The sequence below is a fragment of the Paenibacillus diazotrophicus genome (genome assembly GCF_042610465.1).
In genome coordinates this window covers 452,015-472,242 of the sequence record NZ_JBGJZN010000003.1, presented here as the reverse complement: position 1 = coordinate 472,242, position 20,228 = coordinate 452,015, and the positions used below count along the sequence as shown (strand labels likewise).

General features: G+C 54.3%; 17 protein-coding genes. All 17 read right to left on the bottom strand.

What is annotated here, in order from left to right:
* Positions 1 to 151: 151 nt before the first annotated feature.
* The 17 genes from ACAN54_RS16225 to ACAN54_RS16145 all read right to left on the bottom strand — a co-directional run bounded on the left by ACAN54_RS16225 (position 152) and on the right by ACAN54_RS16145 (position 20,183).
* Positions 152 to 1,369, bottom strand: coding sequence for an L-threonylcarbamoyladenylate synthase (locus ACAN54_RS16225; protein ID WP_379157106.1), 1,218 nt, complete (start codon positions 1,367 to 1,369; stop codon positions 152 to 154).
* Positions 1,370 to 1,525: 156 nt separating this feature from the next.
* Complete coding sequence (spoIIR, locus tag ACAN54_RS16220) at positions 1,526 to 2,284, bottom strand: stage II sporulation protein R (protein ID WP_379157102.1); 759 nt, start codon at positions 2,282 to 2,284, stop codon at positions 1,526 to 1,528.
* 93 nt (positions 2,285 to 2,377) lie between these two features.
* Positions 2,378 to 3,544: an FtsW/RodA/SpoVE family cell cycle protein gene (locus ACAN54_RS16215; RefSeq protein WP_379157099.1), complete on the bottom strand. Its 1,167-nt coding sequence runs from the start codon at positions 3,542 to 3,544 to the stop codon at positions 2,378 to 2,380.
* 234 nt (positions 3,545 to 3,778) lie between these two features.
* Complete coding sequence (locus tag ACAN54_RS16210) at positions 3,779 to 4,963, bottom strand: FtsW/RodA/SpoVE family cell cycle protein (protein WP_379157096.1); 1,185 nt, start codon at positions 4,961 to 4,963, stop codon at positions 3,779 to 3,781.
* Positions 4,964 to 5,381: 418 nt separating this feature from the next.
* Complete coding sequence (locus ACAN54_RS16205; RefSeq protein WP_379157093.1) at positions 5,382 to 6,470, bottom strand: N5-glutamine methyltransferase family protein; 1,089 nt, start codon at positions 6,468 to 6,470, stop codon at positions 5,382 to 5,384.
* A 4-nt stretch (positions 6,471 to 6,474) separates the two neighbouring features.
* The gene (gene prfA / locus ACAN54_RS16200) at positions 6,475 to 7,542 is read right to left on the bottom strand and encodes a peptide chain release factor 1 (protein ID WP_379157090.1); all 1,068 of its coding nucleotides are present in this window, start codon (positions 7,540 to 7,542) and stop codon (positions 6,475 to 6,477) included.
* A 362-nt stretch (positions 7,543 to 7,904) separates the two neighbouring features.
* Positions 7,905 to 9,005, bottom strand: coding sequence for a redox-regulated ATPase YchF (gene ychF, locus ACAN54_RS16195; protein WP_379157086.1), 1,101 nt, complete (start codon positions 9,003 to 9,005; stop codon positions 7,905 to 7,907).
* Positions 9,006 to 9,226: 221 nt separating this feature from the next.
* The gene (locus ACAN54_RS16190) at positions 9,227 to 9,697 is read right to left on the bottom strand and encodes a GNAT family N-acetyltransferase (RefSeq protein ID WP_379157083.1); all 471 of its coding nucleotides are present in this window, start codon (positions 9,695 to 9,697) and stop codon (positions 9,227 to 9,229) included.
* 40 nt (positions 9,698 to 9,737) lie between these two features.
* Entirely contained in the window at positions 9,738 to 10,865 is a 1,128-nt protein-coding gene (fni, locus tag ACAN54_RS16185) for a type 2 isopentenyl-diphosphate Delta-isomerase (protein ID WP_379157080.1), read from the bottom strand.
* A gap of 158 nt (positions 10,866 to 11,023) precedes the next feature.
* Positions 11,024 to 12,499 (bottom strand): phytoene desaturase family protein, encoded by a 1,476-nt coding sequence (locus ACAN54_RS16180; protein WP_379157077.1) that lies wholly within the window; start codon positions 12,497 to 12,499, stop codon positions 11,024 to 11,026.
* Positions 12,496 to 13,653, bottom strand: coding sequence for a glycosyltransferase family 2 protein (locus tag ACAN54_RS16175; protein ID WP_379157074.1), 1,158 nt, complete (start codon positions 13,651 to 13,653; stop codon positions 12,496 to 12,498). Before ACAN54_RS16175 ends, ACAN54_RS16180 begins: the two co-directional genes overlap by 4 nt.
* A complete protein-coding gene (locus tag ACAN54_RS16170) occupies positions 13,650 to 14,387 on the bottom strand; it encodes a lysophospholipid acyltransferase family protein (protein ID WP_379157071.1) in 738 nt (245 codons plus the stop codon). The genes ACAN54_RS16175 and ACAN54_RS16170 overlap by 4 nt, the downstream gene beginning before the upstream one ends.
* Positions 14,356 to 15,141, bottom strand: coding sequence for a carotenoid biosynthesis protein (locus ACAN54_RS16165; protein WP_379157067.1), 786 nt, complete (start codon positions 15,139 to 15,141; stop codon positions 14,356 to 14,358). The genes ACAN54_RS16170 and ACAN54_RS16165 overlap by 32 nt, the downstream gene beginning before the upstream one ends.
* Entirely contained in the window at positions 15,141 to 16,001 is an 861-nt protein-coding gene (locus ACAN54_RS16160) for a phytoene/squalene synthase family protein (RefSeq protein WP_379157064.1), read from the bottom strand. The genes ACAN54_RS16165 and ACAN54_RS16160 overlap by 1 nt, the downstream gene beginning before the upstream one ends.
* Complete coding sequence (locus ACAN54_RS16155; protein ID WP_379157061.1) at positions 15,994 to 17,514, bottom strand: phytoene desaturase family protein; 1,521 nt, start codon at positions 17,512 to 17,514, stop codon at positions 15,994 to 15,996. Before ACAN54_RS16155 ends, ACAN54_RS16160 begins: the two co-directional genes overlap by 8 nt.
* The gene (locus ACAN54_RS16150; RefSeq protein WP_379157058.1) at positions 17,511 to 19,058 is read right to left on the bottom strand and encodes a phytoene desaturase family protein; all 1,548 of its coding nucleotides are present in this window, start codon (positions 19,056 to 19,058) and stop codon (positions 17,511 to 17,513) included. Before ACAN54_RS16150 ends, ACAN54_RS16155 begins: the two co-directional genes overlap by 4 nt.
* 207 nt (positions 19,059 to 19,265) lie before the next feature.
* On the bottom strand, positions 19,266 to 20,183 hold the full coding sequence (locus ACAN54_RS16145) for a MerR family transcriptional regulator (RefSeq protein ID WP_379157055.1): 918 nt from the start codon (positions 20,181 to 20,183) through the stop codon (positions 19,266 to 19,268).
* Positions 20,184 to 20,228: the final 45 nt, after the last annotated feature.

Below are 20,228 nucleotides of genomic sequence, written 5' to 3'. Positions count from 1 at the left end.
TTGTACCATAACCATATGCGGACAAGGAGGGATTCATGACTGCGAGTGGAAGCAAGCGGCCGGAGATGCCGATAAGAAAAGGAATGTGCAGCGAATCCGCATGCAGATCTAAGTACAAATCACAAAGTACAGCGGCAAAAAACAGGGCCGTTTATCCGGCGTCGATGACGGTTCCGCCGGCGGCCTTCATCAGCCGGTTCATGATCGCTGCGCCGAGGCCGGTATCCGGGCAGGCCTCGGCCAGAATGTAGGTCGCTCCCGCTTCATCGAAGTGCCGCAGCGCGGCATACAGGGAGCGTGCCCCTTCCTCCGGCGAGGCCAGCGAGCCGAGGGAAACCATGCAGGCAGCTACGCTGGCGGGATATAGGGCCTTATGCTCCTCGAAGAGGAGCAGGCCCGTAATCTCGCCGGCGCGGTGCGCCGCCTGCAGCAGACCCGCAGCAGCTTCCGCCACGCGCTGCGCGGAAGCCCCGCGCACTACGCCAAGCGCTCCGCGCGGGGCGTAGTGCGTGTACTTCATGCCCGGTGCGCGCGGCGCCGGGCTGCTATCCCCGGCGTCATGCGCCGCGCCGGGGGCATGAGAGGAAGCGGCCGCAGGCGCTTCCGCAGAGGCCGGGGCCGCGGTGACGGCCCCGGGACCGAGCACCGCCGCGAGCTGCTCGGCGGTGATGCCGCCGGGACGGAGCACGGCTACCGTCCCGCCCGGCTGCACCTGCACGACGGTCGACTCCAGGCCGACTCCGGCCGCGCCGCCGTCAAGCACCCCGCCGATGTATCCGGCGAGATCTTCTAACACATGGGCGGCCAGTGTAGGACTCGGCCGCCCGGAGCGGTTGGCGCTCGGAGCAGCCACCGGACAGCCCGCCGCGCGGATCAGTGCCAGCGCAAGCGGGTGGTCCGGCATGCGCACGCCAACCGTATCGAGGCCCGCCGTCACCAGCGGAGACAATACGCCCACGCGGACAGGCAGCACCACGGTAAGCGGGCCAGGCCAAAAGGCGTCGATCAGCGCCGCCGCGGAAGGGTGTACCTCTGTAACCAGCCTGTCCAAATCGCTCCGCTCGGAAATGTGCACGATCAGCGGATTATCGGAAGGCCGCCCCTTGGCGGCAAACACCGCTTCTACTGCAGCCGTGCTGCGGGCATCTGCTCCCAGACCGTATACCGTCTCGGTCGGGAAAGCGACGGTGCTCCCTCCGCGCAGCAAAGCCGCCGCCTCTTCTATGGCTTCCCGGTCTGCCGCACTTTGCGGATAAGTTGCGCAATCTGCTTCGCTTTCTCCTGCAGGAGACAGCTTCCAATACTGGGTTGCTTCGATGGATCCGCTGTGCCGCTGGACCGCAAACATGGAATCTTGAGGTTCTGTCATTCTTATCACAAGCTTTCTAAATAGGGTGACTGTATAGCATTCAGCCTTTAAAGCCTTATAGGTTCAACAAAAGCGGCCCCACCAGGGTGGCGCCGCATGAAATCCGATTCAGTTCACATTATATCGTAACATAGGCCGTTATAGATTCATAGAATCTCAGCTGAATAATCCGCTAATCCAGCTCCAGAACGACTGCAGCAGATCCCAGAAGAAGAACCGCACCTTCGGCGCTTCCGCTTCTCCGCTTCCAGCAGATGCATTTGAATTAACAGTAGCTGCAGATACCGCCCCTTGATCCGCAGCCTTCACTTTGGCCCCGTCTCCGGCTGCAGCGGCCGAGACGGTCTTGGCCTTGGCCGGAGCAGGTGCCGCAGCATCCCCGGACCCCGCATCAATGAAGCACAGCGGCGGAAACAGCACGCACCACCAGTTCTGTCCTTTGCCGGCGCCCAGCGTAATGCGCACCGCTTCATACTCTCCGGCCGGATAGACCGTGCCGCCGTACATTTTGGTCGGGAACGGAACAACTCCCAGCTCTACTTTATAACCATAATCAATCCCCCGCTTCTCCAGCTCCCGGGCCACCAATGCTTCAAGCTCCGGCAAATGGCTCCGGATCAGCGTCCGGGCCTGCTCCAGACTCTGCGGATCTTCCAGCAAAGCCACCCATTGGTTCATCTGTTCGACAATACTGTCACGGATCTGGCGTTTGACGAGCTGATCGCCTGCCGCATCTGAATTCGCTAGAATCCGCAGCCGGATGGAATCCTGTGGAATCGCCCCATCTGCTACGGCGGCATCAGTTTTTTGCCCTTCCCAGGCCATCATGAGAATCATAAAAAAGCAAATAAAAATGGCAGTATACTTAAAAGTTACACGCAAGGAATCCTGTCTTCCAGTCTTATTCTGTTCCATCTCCAGCAGCCCCTCTCCCTCAAAACGCTTATGTCCCCAGTATGCCCGGGAAAGAGAGACTGCAAACCTATCAATCTATTAAATTAACAAAATTCAGAAATGCACCACAGGCAACGGCAGGTCGTCCTCTACATCCTGGCCATACAGCAGCACACTCATCGCAATGCCCATACTGGCCATATTGATCAGAATGGAGGTCCCCCCATAGCTGATGAACGGAAGCGTAATTCCAGTCAGCGGCATCAGGCCGATATACGCGCCGATGTTCTCAAGAATCTGATACAGCAGCATAGCCACAATCCCAATAATCAGAAAAGGCCCCGCACGGTCCCTGCATCCCAGGGCGATCAGAATCATCCGGTGGATGAGAATAAAAAACAGCAGCAGAAGCAGCGCTGCTCCTATGAAACCGAATTCTTCCGCAATCTGTGCAAAGATCGCATCCGTATACAGTACCGGTATTTTACCAGACTGGACTGATCCGCCCTGCATGTATCCTTCCCCGCTAAGCCCGCCCGAGGCAATGGCTATTTTGGCATTGCGCGTCTGGTAGCTGTCATCACTGCTTGCCAGCTCCGGCACCAGCCAGGGATCAAAGCGGGCCACAAAATGCTTGCGGCCAATGGTTTCACTGAGGAAATGAGTCATTTGCTCATGATAATGAATGTAGCTGTAAATAAAACCTCCCACTGCCACAGCGCCAACAATCAGGCCGATTAACGCATGAGACCCTTTGATCCGGCCAATCCAAAGCAGACCTAAGAGGATGACCATATAGCTCAACGCATTGCCCAGATCATTCTGGCTGATGACAATCACAAATGGCAGCAGCGCAATCATACTGAGCGGCACGACATCCCGCCAGAACAGTAGCTCTTTTTTATTTTTGCGGACGAGCAGCGCGGCCAATGCCAGAATCAGAATCAGCTTGAACAGCTCCGCCGGCTGAACGCTTAATCCTCCTACTTCCAGCCAGCCCCGCGCACCATATTTTACTTTCCCGAAAAAGCTGACCACCAGCAGAATCATCACGCCCAGCATATAGATATAATGGGCATACCTGACCAGAAGACGATAATCAAACAGGGACAATCCGAAGAAAACAAAGAAGCCCAGTCCATACCATTTCAGCATCTGAATGTGCAGTCCGTCGTCATCCCTTCCGTGCGTGACACTGTATATCGATAAAATACTAATGACCATCAGCATTAGCAGAACTACGACAATGACACCATCGATCCTTTTGATCCTCTGCAGCATGGAGCTAACCCCTAACTGTACCTGGATTTGGCTTGCCCGCTGGAGTATGCATTCAGAGGAAAACCGTTAATTTCCATTTTAAAGCAAGCTGCAATATAAATACAATTTTTCAATCGCCGCCCATGAATTCGCGGGGCCGTATCGGGACTATCCCTGCAATCATCGCTGCAATACAAAAAACCGCCGGAGCCCATCATCAGATGTGCTTCAGCGGTTTCTGTTTCTTCTTAAATATTATCCCTGCTTCGCCGGAGGACTGTATAAAGAAGGAGCCGGCAGATCCTCTTCTACTTCCTGACCATGCAGCCGGACACTCATAACCAGGCCAATGCTGGCCATGTTGATCATCAGTGAAGTTCCTCCGTAGCTAATGAACGGCAGCGTAATCCCGGTCAACGGCATCAGGCCGATAAATGCACCGATATTCTCGAAGATCTGGTACAGCATCATGGCAACAATGCCGACGATCAGGAAGGGTCCACCCCGGTCTTTAGACTCCAGCGCAATCAGAATCATCCGGTGAATCAATATAAAATAGAGCAACAATACCAGCGCAGAACCCACAAAGCCAAATTCCTCGGCTATCTCTACAAAAATAGAATCAGAATAGGTGTACGGCACCCGGTCCGTCTGTACGGAGCTGCCTTGCATGTAACCCTCACCGCTCATGCCTCCCGAGGCAATGGCCAGCTTGGCATTTTTGGTATGATAGCTGGCTTTGGCCGTTGCTTCATCCGGGACCAGCCACGGATCAAAGCGCTCCACCCAGTGGGAACGTCCGATATCAGTAAGGAAATCCTTGATTTCATCGTGATAATGAATGTAGCTCATAATTCCCCCGGCTGCCGTCCCGCCTATCACCAACAGCCCGATCAGCGCATGGGAAAACTTGATATTGCCGATCCACAGCAGCCCGATCAGGATGATAATATAGGAAAGGGCATTACCCAAGTCATTCTGGCTGATGACGATCAGGAACGGGAGCATAGTAAGCAGGCCGAGCGGGACGACATCTCTCCAGAACAGTAGCTTATTTTTGTGCTTACGGACAAGTACTGCTGCCAGGAAAAGAATCAATATCAACTTAAACAGCTCCGCCGGCTGAAGACTGAAGCCTCCGGCCTTAATCCAGCCCTGGGCTCCGTTCTGCTCTTTACCGATAAAACTGACCAGCACCAGAATTCCCACTCCCGCAATATACACATAAAGTGCATATTTCACGAGCAGACGATAATCCACAAACGTTAGGCCGATAAAAGCAATAATACCCAACACATAGAACTTGATCATCCGAAGATGCGCCCCATCCAGCTTATCCCGTCCATGCGTGACGCTGTATATGGAAAATATGCTGACCACCATCAGCAGCAATAGAATGAGTACGATGACACCGTCGATCTTTTTAATCTTCTGAAGCATAATCTGTCTCCTTACTCCGTACTGGGTCTTCTTCATTTCTGTCTGCACCGAAGGCCCGTCAATTCCATTGTAAAGGAAGGGGCAGTAAAAATACAATTTCAACCGATAGACTACGCGTTCACGGCCAAAAAGCTTGATTTCACTCTTCAACAGGAGTATTTCACATATTAATGAATGGAGGAGATATCCTCTGTAACTTAAGTGGAAAAAGTGAAACTAAATCAGCGTCTACGGCCTGTATCTGAGTCATTAGTGGGAAAAGGGAACCTAATTGGGGCCTGATTTCAACAAATTAGCGGTAGAAAATCCACTTATCGTTCCCGTGCTCATAAATTCAGATATGATATTTACCGGCTGGGAGATTAACCGTTAACTTTGCACCCGGTGACTCCCTCATCCGGTAACGGCTTCCCTGCTGCTACCTGGCGATCCCCAGCACATGGCGGGGAATACCAGCGAGATCGTCAATCGTGATGATCTCATTCCAATGGCCTGCCGCCCGCAGCAGCCCGGCGACTTGCCCGGCCTGACCCTGGCCGAGCTCGAAGCCGACCAGACGCGGCGGCGCCGGAAGCAGCGCCAGCTGTTCCATCATGCGGCGGTACGGGTCCAACCCGTCGTCGCCGCCATCCAGAGCAGTGCGCGGCTCGTGATCGCGCACTTCGCGCTGCAGCCCGGCGATCTCTGCGCCGGGAATATATGGCGGGTTGGAGACGAGAATATCCGTCTCCATCCCCGCAAACGGCTCGAGCAAGTCGCCGAGCCGCAGGTCCACTGCCGTGCCGTGCCGCTGCGCATTGCGCCCGGCCACGGCCAGCGCGCCGGGCGAGATGTCGCCGGCGCAAACCCGCCACGCCGGCGCTTCCGCCGCCAGCGTGACGGAGATCGCTCCGCTGCCGGCGCCGATATCGACGGCGGTCAGCGGACGCGGCGCGCGCTGGCCTGCTTCGCCGCTCTCCCGGCGGGCTGCCGCATTGTCCTCCGCCACTTCTCCCGCAACCGCATTGTCCTGCACCGCTTTACCCGGCTCCGCTTTGTCCCGCACCGCTTCGCCCGCTGCCGCATTGTCCTGCGCCGCTTCGCCCACTGTCACATTGTCCTGCGCCGCTTCACCCGGCGCTGCCACAACACCATCCGGCCACAGCTCCGCGCCGTACTTCAGAATCGCCTCGACGAGCAGCTCCGTCTCCGGCCGGGGAATCAGTACATCGGGTGTCACCTCAAAAGCCCGCCCGTAAAACTCCTGCTCTCCGATGATATACTGCACCGGCTCGCCGGCCGCACGGCGGGTCACCGCGGCCTCCCAAGTCTCACGCACCGCAGGCGGAAACGGATCGGCCAGCGCCATATAATAGGCCGCCCCGGACAAGCCCAGCACATGCTCCAGCAGCAGCTGGCTGCTGCGCTGGGGCTCATTGCACCCGGCTTGGTCCAAAAAAGAAGAAGCCTCCGCAAAGGCTTCCCGGATGCTTTGCACGTTAGGCATGACATAAGCGTCGTGTTTCAAAGCATTATTCTCCTTTTTCCATCAATTCCGCTTGCTCCGCAATCGACAGTGCCGAGATAATTTCTGTAATATCCCCGTTCATTACCTGCTCCAGGCGGTGCAGTGTAAGACCGATACGGTGATCGGTTACACGGCTCTGCGGGAAGTTGTAGGTGCGAATCCGCTCACTGCGGTCACCCGTGCCGACTTTGCTCTTGCGTTCTCCGGCGTATTTCGCTTCCTCTTCCTGGCGTTTCATATCCGAGATCCGGGCCCGAAGTACCTGCAGTGCCTTCTCCTTGTTGGAGTTCTGGGACTTGCCGTCTTGGCAGGTAGCCATAATGCCTGTCGGGATATGGGTTACACGTACAGCTGACTTGGTAGTATTAACCGACTGTCCACCTGCACCACTGGAACAGAAGGTATCGACGCGAATATCCTTATCGTGAATTTCAATTTCAAATTCTTCCGCTTCGGGCATCACAGATACCGTAGAAGTCGAGGTATGAATACGTCCGCCAGACTCCGTAGCCGGAATACGCTGAACACGGTGTGCTCCGCTTTCGAATTTCATTTTGCTGTATGCACCGCGTCCGTTAATCAAGAAGATAACCTCCTTGAATCCGCCGAGGTCATTGGTATTGACATCCATTAGCTCAATGCGCCAGCCCTGGGCATCAGCATAGCGTGTGTACATCCGGTATAGATCAGATGCGAACAATGCCGCCTCATCCCCACCGGCTGCGCCGCGGATTTCCACAATCACGTTCTTGTCGTCATTAGGGTCCTTCGGCAGCAGGAGGAGACGGATCTTCTCTTCCAGTGCAACCTGACGCGAGGAAAGGTCGTCAATCTCCATCTTGACCATTTCCTTCATTTCTTCATCAAGCTTTTCGCCCTGCATCATCTTAGCGGCTTCAAGCTCTTCCATAACATTTTTATATTCGGCATACGCCTCAAAGGCGGGCTGCAAATCGGATTGTTCTTTGGAATAGTCCCTCAGTTTCTTACTGTCGCTTGCAACATCCGGGTCACAAAGCAGTTCACTGAGTTTCTCATAGCGGTCCGCCAGGGATTGCAATCGGTCCAACAAGGGAATTCACCTCTCCTGATTCAATTTCAGATTCAATATTAAAACTTTAAATTGTTTATACAATAAAAATAGATATACGACTTTATATTATACCACCGAACCCGCCAATTGGCTACAGGGCTGCGAACAGAGCCGCGTATATTTTTGCAGCCCGCCAAATTCGCTCCTTATTATGTAAGTACAGCAGAAATGTTATGCATATACACAGTCCAACAGGAAGAGCAAAAAAGCCATCCGCCAGTAGAACCTCTAGCCCGGATGACTTCCTCTTGCTTCTATAACTTAATTAACTATTATGGAGTACTAACAATCTATCCAGTAAAACGATGAACTCCTGTAAAACAAGGGTTTCATCAGGCAAGTTATACGTTGAAACGGAAATGCATAACGTCGCCGTCCTGCACCAGATACTCTTTGCCTTCCAGACGCAGCTGTCCGCGTTCCTTGGCGCCGTTCATCGAACCGGCAGCGAGCAGATCGGCGTACGCAACAACCTCTGCACGGATGAATCCGCGCTCGAAGTCTGTATGAATGACACCAGCAGCACCAGGCGCTTTGGTTCCCTTGCGGATTGTCCAGGCACGAACCTCCTGTACCCCAGCAGTGAAATAGGTGTAGAGCCCGAGGAGCTTGTAGGCTGCTTTGATCAGACGGTTCAGCCCGGATTCCTGCAGGCCCAGCTCCTCCAGGAACATCGCCTTATCTTCGCCTTCGAGCTCAGCAATCTCTGCTTCCACTTTGGCACTGATTGGCACCACTTCGGCGTTCTCGGCAACGGCAAACTCGCGTACCTGCTGAACATAAGGGTTCTCTTCGGCTGTAGCCACTTCATCCTCGCCAACGTTAGCCGCATATAATACCGGCTTCAGGGTCAGCAGGTGAAGATCACGCACGATCAGACGCTCGTCATCGGACAATTCCACGCTGCGCGCAGGTTGGTCTTGATAAAGAGCTTCCTTAAGGCGCTCCAGAACTTCAACTTCCTGGGCGTATTTCTTGTCGCCGCCCTTGATGTTTTTGCGGGAGCGTTCGATCCGTTTCTCGATACTCTCCAGGTCAGCCAGAATCAGCTCCAGGTTAATCGTCTGGATGTCGCTGATCGGATTCACTTTACCATCGACATGGGTAACGTTCTCATCCACGAAGCAGCGCACAACATGAACGATCGCATCCACTTCACGAATGTGGGCCAAGAACTTGTTGCCGAGGCCTTCACCTTTGCTCGCACCGCGCACCAGACCGGCAATATCCACAAACTCAAAAGCCGTTGGGACCGTCTTGTTCGGCTGCACCAGCTCAGTCAGCTTATCCAGACGTTCATCCGGCACTTCCACGACACCTACGTTCGGGTCAATGGTACAGAAAGGATAGTTGGCGGATTCTGCTCCCGCTTGTGTAATTGCATTGAACAATGTGGATTTCCCTACGTTCGGAAGTCCTACGATACCTGCTTTCAAAGCCATTTATATGACAACTCCTATTTTCGGTTGGATTGATCACCGCATAAATTCCAGGGCTTGATCTCAACCATTATATATTAGAACAAAACTGCCAGCAACAGGCGGATGTGTCTGTTAGTGGGCGGCCTGCCAAGGATGATCCGCTTCACCCCTGCCTTAATGTATGAAAATACCAAAAAGACCCCGCCTGGGGTCTCTTCCCTGCCAGCTTAGGCCGGACCATTCTAAAGTTCTTTCGACATGGTGATATCCGTTACGAGAAAGCCCATTTTTTTGTACAGCTCAAAGGCCCGGTTATTCTGTCCGAACACATGCAGGCCGATTTTGGTAATGTTCAGCTTGCGGGCTTCCTCATCCAGCGCAAGTAGTGTTTGCTTGCCGTAACCTTTGCCCTGGTACTGTTCAAAAACATAAAAATCATAAATAAAAGCCTCACGCCCGCTTCGTCCCTCGATCACGTTGAACCAGATATACCCGGCTTGAGTATCCGAATCCGTCTCTACTATGGAAAAGATATATGCCCCTTCGGTATGGAGACCATCGGGCAAAGTTTTGTTCATCTCATCTTGTGACAGCTGCATGGCCGTCTCGGTATCCCAGGCCCCAGCCTTTATTTTATCCTCTGCATAATCCCTGGTAGATTGGCTCATGAAAAATTGAAATGTGGTCTCGTCCATTTGGACCAGTCTAATCATCGTTTTGTGCCCTTCCTTGTTTCCGTATTCTCTATTCACTTCAATGCTTGACTAGGCGATTTGTATTGCGCAGCGCAGCTAGGTTAGGTGCACCGATACCGAACATTGCAGTCCGCAGCTCCAGCTCCACCTGAGCCAGCGCTTGATCCAGCGCCTCCTCGGATTCCACTGCAGGACCGAGTAGATTCCGTCCGAAGCCGGCCAAATCTGCTCCAAGTGCGAGTGCTTTGGCCGCATCCACGCCGTGTCTAAGCCCGCCGCTGCCGATGAGCGCACCGTGCTTCGATGCCGCCCGAACCTCCACAATGCATTCGGCGGTGGGTATTCCCCAATCGGCGAATGCCTCAGCGGCGGCCCGCCGGACCGGGTCACTGCTGCGGAACTTTTCTACCTGACTCCATGAAGTTCCACCAGCCCCTGCCACATCGACAAAAGCAACGCCGGCATCATACAGCCGGGAAGCCGTTTCCCCGTCAATTCCCCAGCCGACCTCTTTCACCCCGACAGGGACCTCCAGTGCCCGGGAGACTTGCTCAATCCGCGACAGCAAGGAGGCAAATCCTGTGTTACCCTCAGGCTGAAAGACCTCTTGAATCCCGTTCAAATGAAGTACCAGCCAATCCGCACCGGCAATATCTACAGCACGCCGGCATTCATCTACGCCAAAGCCATAGGACAGCTGTACCGCTCCAATGTTGGCAATGACAGGAATTCCCGGGGCTTGATCACGGACCCTGAAGGTAGAGGCAAGCTCGGAGCGTTCCACAGCTGCCCGGATGGAGCCAACCCCAAGTGCCCAGCCCCTGCGCTCGGCTGCCGCAGCCAGCCTGGCGTTAATAGCACCGGTAGCGCTGCTGCCGCCGGTCATGGAGCTGATCAGCAACGGGGTCCGCATTTCCCGCTCCAGAAAGACCGTCCGCAGGGAGATATCATCAAAATTCAGCTCAGGAAGCGCATTATGGCGGAAGCGGTAATGCTCGAAGCCAGTTGAAATTCCACTGCCGCCAACTTCCTCATTCAAGCAAAGCCTCACGTGTTCAATCTTGCGTTCTCCCGTTGTGGATGAAGGCAGCAGAGACTGATGCCCGGCAGGTTGTGCAGCTGGCGGGGTGGAGCCGGATTTCTTTTGTACATTATATAGTGATTCATCCTGCGGCATCTGATTCATACTGTCATCCCCCGTTTCTAGCGATCTATAATCTGCAGGGAGATACTGTCCCCCATGAGATTTTCCATGTACTGGACGCCTGCCAGCAAGCTTCATTATAGCATATCCCTATTCTACATCCATGCTCGCCTGCTGAATCATTAGCGTAGCACCTTAATCTAAGTATGATCGGCAATGTATTCGCCAACCAGCCTTCCGGATAAGGAGACCACTGGAGTTCCTCCGCCAGGATGCGTTGTGCCGCCTACATACCACAGCCCTTGGATATCCTGGGAGCGGTTCCCCGGACGAAAAAACGTCTGGCGGACGGAATTCGAGGAAATTCCATAGATCGCTCCACGGTGCGCCAGCGTGTCGTCTGCGATATTTTGCGGGGTATAGCGCTTCAGGACTTCAGCCTGAGCAATCCCATCGATGCCATGATCAGCAAGCACTTCAAGCACACGTTCGCCGTAGGATTCGGTATCCCGGCTCCAGTCTGTCGCAGTGCTCAAATATGGCGCATTCGCCAAAATAAACAAATTGCTCCCTCCCTCAGGCGCCATATCCTGTTCGGAATATCCCGAATGACAGATGTAGACTGTGGGCTCCTGCGGGGGCCGCTTGCGAATAAAGATATCCTTGAATTCAGGCTCATACTGTTCCGGAAAAAATACGGTATGATGCAGCAGGCCTGTATATTTGCGCCTGACCCCTGCAAGGGTAACCAGGCCCGATAAAGAAGGCTCATAAGCGGAGATTCTGCGGTCGCTCATTCGCGGCCGGGTCTCCCGGGGAAGCAGCATCCGGTTAATGCTCAGCACATCACCTCCGGCGATAACCGTATGGGCCTGATAGAAGCCTTTTGACGTCTCCACCCCTTCGACCCGGCCGTTCACCACAGAAATCTGTGTTACCTCCGTTCCGGTAATCACCCGCACGCCCAGCCCTTGTGCCAAAGAGACGAGGCCTTCGACCAGCTTATAGGTCCCTCCGCGGACCCCAAAGACCCCTCCCTGACTCTCGACATGTCCAAGCATGGCAAAGATTGCGGGAGACTTGTACGGGGATGAACCCACATAAGTCGCATAACGACCCATCATCGCAAGGGTATGGGGATGCCGGAAATAGCGTTGCAGCAAGGACTGAAGACTAAGAAAAGGCCTCACCCGCAGCAGATCGCGCACCAGAGCCGGAGATATTTTATCTTTCCAGGAGAGCAGCAGCCTGTTCAGGAACTGCTTCTCGCTGAGTCTGTACAGAAGTGCAGCTTCAGCCATGAACGCTGGATAACGCGCAGCGTCCCCGGGACTAAAGGCTGCAAGCTGTGCCTGCATATATTCACTATCCCGGGAGAAGTCCACAACCGTACCATCTGCGAACACATTGCGTGTACGCGGTTCGAGTTCATATAGCTGCACATAATCTTCCATCCTGGCACCCGCCAGTTCGTACAGTGAACGGAACACATGAGGCATTGTAATGGTGCTGGGCCCACGATCAAAGGTATAACCCGCTTCCTCAATACGCTGCAGCTTCCCCCCCGGATGGGCCTGACGTTCCAGTACCGTCACATCCCAGCCTTTGGCAGCCAGGGTGACTGCGGACGACAACCCGCCGAAGCCGGCCCCAATAATCACTGCCTTCTGTTTCATCGGTACCGCCTTCCTTTCCACTCGTAGCCTTGTGAGGAGCGGCTGCCCCTCCAGGAGCCCAGCGCAATCGCAGCCAGACTCAAGATACTGCCCGGCATCCAGAGACAGAGCCAGATGGGCTGTCTGCCTGAAGCATCACTGGTCCTCTTAATTGCAGCACCTGCCAAATAGGACAGAAGAGACCAGAACGCCGCTGTTTCAAGACCGTTAAGTATGCTGTAGACAGCCATTCCTACTGGTACTACATACAGCAGCATATACAAAGCAAGCATGAGCAGCAGGAGTAAGGGATTACGGCCAAGACCGGCATAAATATTCTTACGGTAGCCCTTCCAGACTTCAGCCGCCTGATGATACATCCGCATGTCAGCCACAGCTGTAATATCTACCAGAGCCACTGGCTCCCGTATCTGCTTCACCGCCCGGGCCAAGGCCATATCATCCACAAGCTCCCTGCGGATGGCCTCATGCCCTCCGCAGCGGAGGTAGCTGCCACGGTGGATCAGCATGAAGCCTCCGTGCGCCGCTACGAAGCGTGGATCGTTCGATCCCCGGACGAGAGGAACTGGCAAATGCGAGATAATCGTAAAGCCCATAAGGGGTACAACCAGACGCTCCAGCCAAGTGCCGGTAACCTGCCGGGGAAACCCGGTAATCAGACCCGCACCCTGAATTTGGACAGCAGACACAGCGGCTCTAAGCGCACCCGGCTGCAGTCGCACGTCCGCATCCAGAAACAGGAGCCATTCCCCTGACGCAGCTTCGCTCAGCTGTGCACAAGCATGGGTTTTGCCTACCCAGCCCTCAGGCAGCTCACGGCCTGCGAGTACCCGGACCTGCCCCCGTCCGGCTGCAGCGGCAAGCTTCCCCGTTCCATCGGTGGAACGGTCGTCCAGCACCAGAATCTCAAGCTCCACACCGGCATCCTCACAGGACAGTACGGACGCAAGGCAGGCTGAAATATTAACCGCTTCGTCACGGGCGGGAATCAGGATAGACAGCCGTTTGAGAGGCTGATCGGACACTGACACAGAAGGAGCAGAAGGCTTCTTCCGCTGCCGGTCTCCAAGTATGGGAAGCTGCGCTGCATTCCATAGCGCAAAGATTAACTGCAGCAGCAAAATCGTAAAAAGAAATTGCAGAAAAAAGTTCATCGGCTAACCCTGCCGCGCATAGCATCCAGCCATTCGTTGGTCGATCTTCCCTGCTTCATCAGCGGACGGAACTGCTTGGGCATATGCCCCTTATGTTCAAAAATAAGCTGTCTGTGAGTATCCAGCTGTGTCTGGAGAATCGTTGCCAGCATGCCGGAGATGCGGCTTCGGTCCATATCCGCCCAAGGATGCTTAAGCGGTGCGCCGGCAAGAAGTGTCGCATCCGGCTTGGAATGCCGGAACAAGCCATGAAAGAGAGTGACGGGAACCACGGCAGCCTGCGGGCACATGCGCAAGATCAGTGCTGCCCCTTCCTTTAGGGTAAGCGGAGCACTGCTGAGCGGTAGAATCTCTCCCTCTGGATACATCCACACATTCCCCCCTGCATGAAGCAGACTCGCTGTATATCGTAATGAAGCTCTGAGATCGCCTGTATGGTCACGGTTAATCGAGTAAGCCCCCAGCTTGCGGAAAAAAGCGTACTTGCGGAGCTGCTCCTCTTCCATCATGAAATAGTGGGAGCTGCCTTTCAGCTGTCCTACGGCATGATAGGCCAGCAGGCCATCCCACCAGGAGCTGTGATTCATAATATAGAGAATAGGTCGGCCTGCGGCAGCTTCGGGCTGAAGATCACCGGAGATGCCCAGGAAATGAAAATGCCGGCGAAGCAGATAAAGCGAATTATAGCGGTAGAATAATTGATTAAAGCTTCTGGATTTGGCGGCTTTCAGCATAGCGCAGCCCCCCTTCCGACAACGCGGCTCCTACTCCGGCAATCACTGCACATAACGGCAGCCCTTCACGCAGGCTGATCAATCCGAACAGGATCAGAATCGCCTGATAGAGCCGCGTCCCCCGCCGTGCGGCTGAACGGGATACATGAAGTTTCGGAAGACATAGGGACAGCAGGGCAGAGACGATAAGCCATCCGGCAAAATTGCTCCATGGCACATGATAAAAGTCTCCGCTACCCCCCCATTGCCAGAAATTACGCGCATGCGCGACTGGATCAAGCACCAAATCCAGCAATACGGTCCAAAAGCCGACTTGAACCGCTCTTACAGCCAGCAGCCGATATCCCTTTTGCCCAAAATCATGACTAATCAAAGCCGCATTGCAAATCACAGCGATCCAGGCAAATCCAAGCGTGACAGGTACACCGTAGATCAGCGGTCCGAGCGTATTGGTATATTCGTATTCACCGAACAAGCGCCCGGAGTGGACACCTATCCACTCCACGGTCATTCCACCCGTCCAGATCAGGCCGGCAGAGAGCCATATAGAATGCGCCTTCGGTTCATTCAGAAAAATGACTGACCGGTCGGACAGAAATAATGAGGTTTGTCCCTTTGCCAATAGATCAGCAGCATATAGAGCATACAGGATCAGAAAGATTCCACTGGAAAATTGCAGACTGTCAGGGATACTGAATAGGATGAGCAGCAGGGCACCAACGGCATACCACACCCAAAATACATATTTGATCATTAGTACGCCGCCGCTCTGCCCTTGTCGGCATACCGCGCAGCTGTGCGGTGGAACATTTGAAGCTTCGCCTCATCGCTGACATAGGCTCTGCGGCGGAAGACATCGTAGTCTGCGGCTTTAACATCATCCAGAATTGCTGCATAGAAGGCAGCCGCTAGTTCTACAGCCAACCCGCTTTCGGGCGGGTAGGTATCTACGTTTGCCAAGCCTTTTTCAAACCAGGCCAGTGCCTCTCTTCTTAGCTCATGAATCACAGCCACGAACTGTTCGTTCACCTCTCCGCGTTCCAGTTCCTGCTGCCGGTAACCATTCCTTCTCATAATATCAAGCGGTACATAACGCCTCCCGCGTCTTAAATCCTCGCCGACATCCCGGATAATATTGACAAGCTGCATCCCGATGCCAAGAGAAATTCCTGCGGCCTGTGCTTCTTCATTATGGTCATCCCGCAGGACCGGCAGCAGCATTTCTCCCACTGTGCCTGCTACCAGATAGCAGTAGGTTTCAAGCTGCTCCAGTGTTTCGTAATGAGTGAATGTAAGGTCCCGGGTTTGGCCTTCCATCTGCAGCAGAAACGGTTCCCGTTCCAGTTGCGGAAAGGTATCGAACAGCCATCGCAAAGCCGGCCAGATAAAATGTCCCTCCGCCTGCTCCAGGTTTTTGAAATAAGCGCGGAGCTCATGAATGGTATAAAGGGAGTCATCCGGTTCGTCTACACTGTCATCGATCATCCGGCAGAAAGCATAAATGACATGCACAGCCTCCCGGCGCGGACTGGGCAAGCCGTCAAAGGCCTTGTGAAACGAAGAGGAGCCCTTCTTCATGAGTTCCTCACATTGCTGCATAATTCTTTTATCCATGACCGCTCATCTCCTTCAAAAGTTCATTCACTGCCAGTCTCGCTCCCTGCATTACAATCGGTACCCCGCCACCCGGATGAACCGAGGCACCAGCGGCGTATAAGCCTCGTATCGAGTAGGGCTTCGCCTGCGGCCGGAACACACCGGATTGGCTCAGCACCGGAGCGATGCCAAAGCTTCCGCCGCCGAACATCCCTTCTTGCTCTGCTTGCGCCGGTGTGCGCAGCCTACGCCAGACGATGCTGGCAGACAGCCCCGGAAATCCTCTCTTCTCTGCATCCGCCAGCACCTTGTCAGCCAGCGGTCCGGCAATGCTATTCCAATCCAGCTCAGGCACAGCCGGAACCGGAACCAGGAAATAAAGCACACTCTCTCCCGGAGGTGCTACACTATCATCCAGCGCCACCGGATTGAATACATAATAGGAGGGGTGGTCTGAAATCCTTCCTTTATCGAACAATTCCCGAAGATTGTCATTCAGGCTGTCCGGCAGGAAAAACTGGTGGACCATGGCATCCGGCCAGCGTGTATTCACTCCGGCATAAATCAGCAGACAGCCCGAGGAGGGCTTGAATGCACCGCGGCGGATGGGCTTTGATGTTACCGCAGCAGCCTCTCCAGGAGGATCAGTGCGCCGTCCGGCCTGTTTGAACATCTGCTGCGGGAGCAGCTTTTCCAGATGCGGAAAATCACCGTTGTATAGTACTGCGTCATACTTGATGCTCTGGCCATGAACCATAACTCCCCGGCAGCGTCCGCCGCTTACTTCCAGCGCTTCTACCTCAGTACTCGTATGAATCACCACGCCCCGGCGTTCAAGCTCAAGAGCCATAATCTGCGGAAGCCGTCCATACCCGCCCTTCAGCATCCAGATCCCGAAGGCATGCTCGGCATACGGAAGCATCGTGTATATGCCCGGAGTACGGAAAGGTGCACCACCGATGTAAAGGCTTTGCAGTGAAAAGGCATCCTTAAGCTCTTCACTTTGGAAATACTGCCCGACTGCCGATCTTAGACTTTTATAGGCGCGAAGCCGGCCCATCAAAGACAGATTCCGAGGGCTGAAGAAATCTCTTCGCCGTGCAAACCCCTGCTCCAGAAAGGAGGCCTTGCCCTCAGGATATAGTACTGACATTTCCTTCATAAAACGGGTGAACCCCTTGCCTTCCCCAGGATATTGCCTGTCAATCTCTGCAGCCTGCGCTTCGGTTCCGTCAACCTTGGTCAGGGTGCGCCCGCTCTGGAAGTGGATCTGGTAGAGCGGATCACAGCGCAGCAGCTCCAGGCTTCCTTCCGGCAGACCTGCTTCTTTCATAATGCCGAGCAGCATCTCCGGCAGAAGTACAATTGTCGGGCCCCGGTCAATCCGGTAAGGCCCATTCTCTTCAAAGGCCACCCGCCCGCCCACCTGCGGGCCGCGCTCGTACACTACAACCTCTTGGCCCTGCTGGCTGAGCAGCAGGGCCGCGGTAAGCCCGCCGATCCCGCCGCCGACGACGGCAATCCGGCTCATAGCGGAACCCCCGTTCCGGCAGCGGCCGGAACAAAGGCGCTGCCGCGGGCAGCACGGTCGTGCTCCCGCAGCAGCCGGGCACTGATCTTAGCCGACTCAAAAATCGTCGGCAATCCGCTGCCCGGATGCGTACCGCCGCCGACCAGCCAGATACCGCCCACCTCCTGGAAGGTGTTGTGCGGGCGAAGGTACATCATCTGGCCCAGATTATGGGCCATGTTAAAGGTCGCGCCATTATATACATCCAGCTTATCCTGCCAGTCCTGCGGGGAGAAGAACAGACGCTCCTCTACCCGGCCTGACAAACCCGCGAGCTGAGGGATTTGTTGTAGCTGCTCCATCATTTGAGCCTCTACCGCAGCGCCCTCCTGCGCCCAGTCCACCCCGGCCGTAAGATTGGGAACGGGCATTAGTACATATAATGAAGACTTACCCGCCGGAGCCAAGGTTGGATCGATGACGGACGGGTTGTGAACATATATAGAAGCATCCTTGGACAACCGGCCCAGCTTCGTAATCTCCTCCACATTGCGCCGGTAGTCCTGCGCGAAATGAACGGAGTGATGAGCCAGATCCACTTCCCCGTCCACTCCAAGGTACAGCATCGCTGTGGAGCAGGAATAGCGCTTACGGGCGATTTTGGCGGGTGTATATCTTTTGAGGACTCCGGGTTCGAACAGTTTCGTCATGGCAGAGCCAAAATCAGCCCCGATCACCACATAATCCGCATCCACCCTGTCTCCGCTCTCCAGTTGAAGTCCTGCAGCATGGCCGTTCTTCACGATAATCTGCTTCACACCGGTGGAGGTATGGACACGCCCGCCGTGTTCCTGAACGATGTCTGCCATGGCCTGAAGCACACGGTTAATGCCGCCAATCGGATGATAGAGGCCATAACGGTGCTCCATATACGAGAGAATGGTGAACGTGCCAGGACATTCCCAGGGCGACATCCCAAGATATTTAGCCTGAAAAGTGAAGGCATACCGCAGCCGTTCATCATCAAAATAACGGGACAGCCGGTTATAGACATTGTCCGCGGCGTTCAGCTTGGGCAATGCCCGAAGCACATCCTTTTTGACATAATCACTCAGGGATTGAAATGGCCGTTGCAGCAGGGGGATTACCCTTTCAAGCTTCTCCCCTTCTTCGGACATAAAGCGGCGGTAACCCTCCCCATTCCCCGGAAACAAACGTTCAATCTGCTCTGCCGTATGCTCCTGATTCGTCGAAGGCGTAAAAACGGTATCTCCGAAATGCAGCGAATACAGCGGATCCAGTTCTTTTAAATCTATATAGGAGTGCAACGAACGCCCTGCGGAAGCAAACAGTTCCTCCAGCAAATGCGGCATCATCAAAAAAGTAGCACCACGGTCAAAACGGTACTCCCCGAGCCTCAGTTCTCCCGATCTGCCTCCAACATCATCCTGCTTCTCATACAGATCCACCTCATATCCTTCAGCGGCAAGCAGCATAGCGGCAGCCAGTCCTCCCGGACCTGCTCCGATCACCGCTACCTTGGCCGTTCGTTTTGCTCCGGTCATCTTCTTTTTCCTCCTCAAACAAACCTTATACAATAACTATACATATCTGATACAAATATCATACATACTTTAGACGGGGTTGTAAACACTACATATTTGCTTACCGTTCAAGTGTTGCAGAAGATTGTGGGCAAAGGCGGTGCCAACGCAAAAAAACCCTCCGAATCTCTGCAGATTCGAAAGGGCTCCCTATACCTGTTTTAACTTTTAGCGTCTGATCTCCAGCTTCATAAAAACTTCCTGAAACCACGTCTGCCAGTGCTCCGGCGATTCATTCATGACATATCGCGCCTCAGAGAATGGCGGAGCAGCCTCCTCATATCCCTTGCCACCCACCAGAAACTGAAGATCCGGAAAAGACCCCTTCAGTCGTCTCATCAGATCCTCTGCGGCTGCTACCCGCTCTTGGCCGGTTACCGACAGACAGATCAGCCCGACCCGGCTTTGCTTGTTCAGCATTTCCATAATGCCTTCCTCAGGCGTATTAGCCCCCAAGTAGATCACCTCTACTCCATTCTTACGCAGAAACAGCGCGAACAGCAGTAGTCCGATCTGATGATGTTCCCCGGACGGGCAAAATGCCAGCACCTTCGGATAATGGGCCTGTACAGGAAAGACATGAAAAAACTGATAAAAGCGGTTGGATATCATCTGTGTCATATAATGCTCCTGGGCCACAGTCGCCAGCCCCGCCTCCCAAGCATCGCCAACCCTGACCAGAATGGGTACCAGCACCTGATGAAACATCGCTTCATATCCATAGAGTGAAAAACCAAAATCAATCAGCGCGTTCGCCCGTTCCCCCTGAAATTCAAGCATTGCTGTGTAGATTTGATTTTTCATCTTTTCAAAAGCGTCACCCGGCATCCCCCCGGCCATAGCCGTATGCTCTTCCAGTTGCTTCTCTTTGCTTGCTCTAAGCAGCCGGACCGCGTGTGAGATATTGATTCCCTGCTTCTCGGTCTGCTCTTTCAGCCACCGCAGGTCTTCTATATTCTCCTGGCTGTACAGCCTGTAGCCGGATTCCGTCCGTTCGGGGATCACCGCTTTATATCTGCTCTCCCAGGCTCTCAGCGTAACGGAAGGAATATCCAGCATTTCGACGACCTGTTTGATCGAATACACGTTGCACCCCGCTCTCTTCCCTGACCCTCTAAATATTTGAATGCT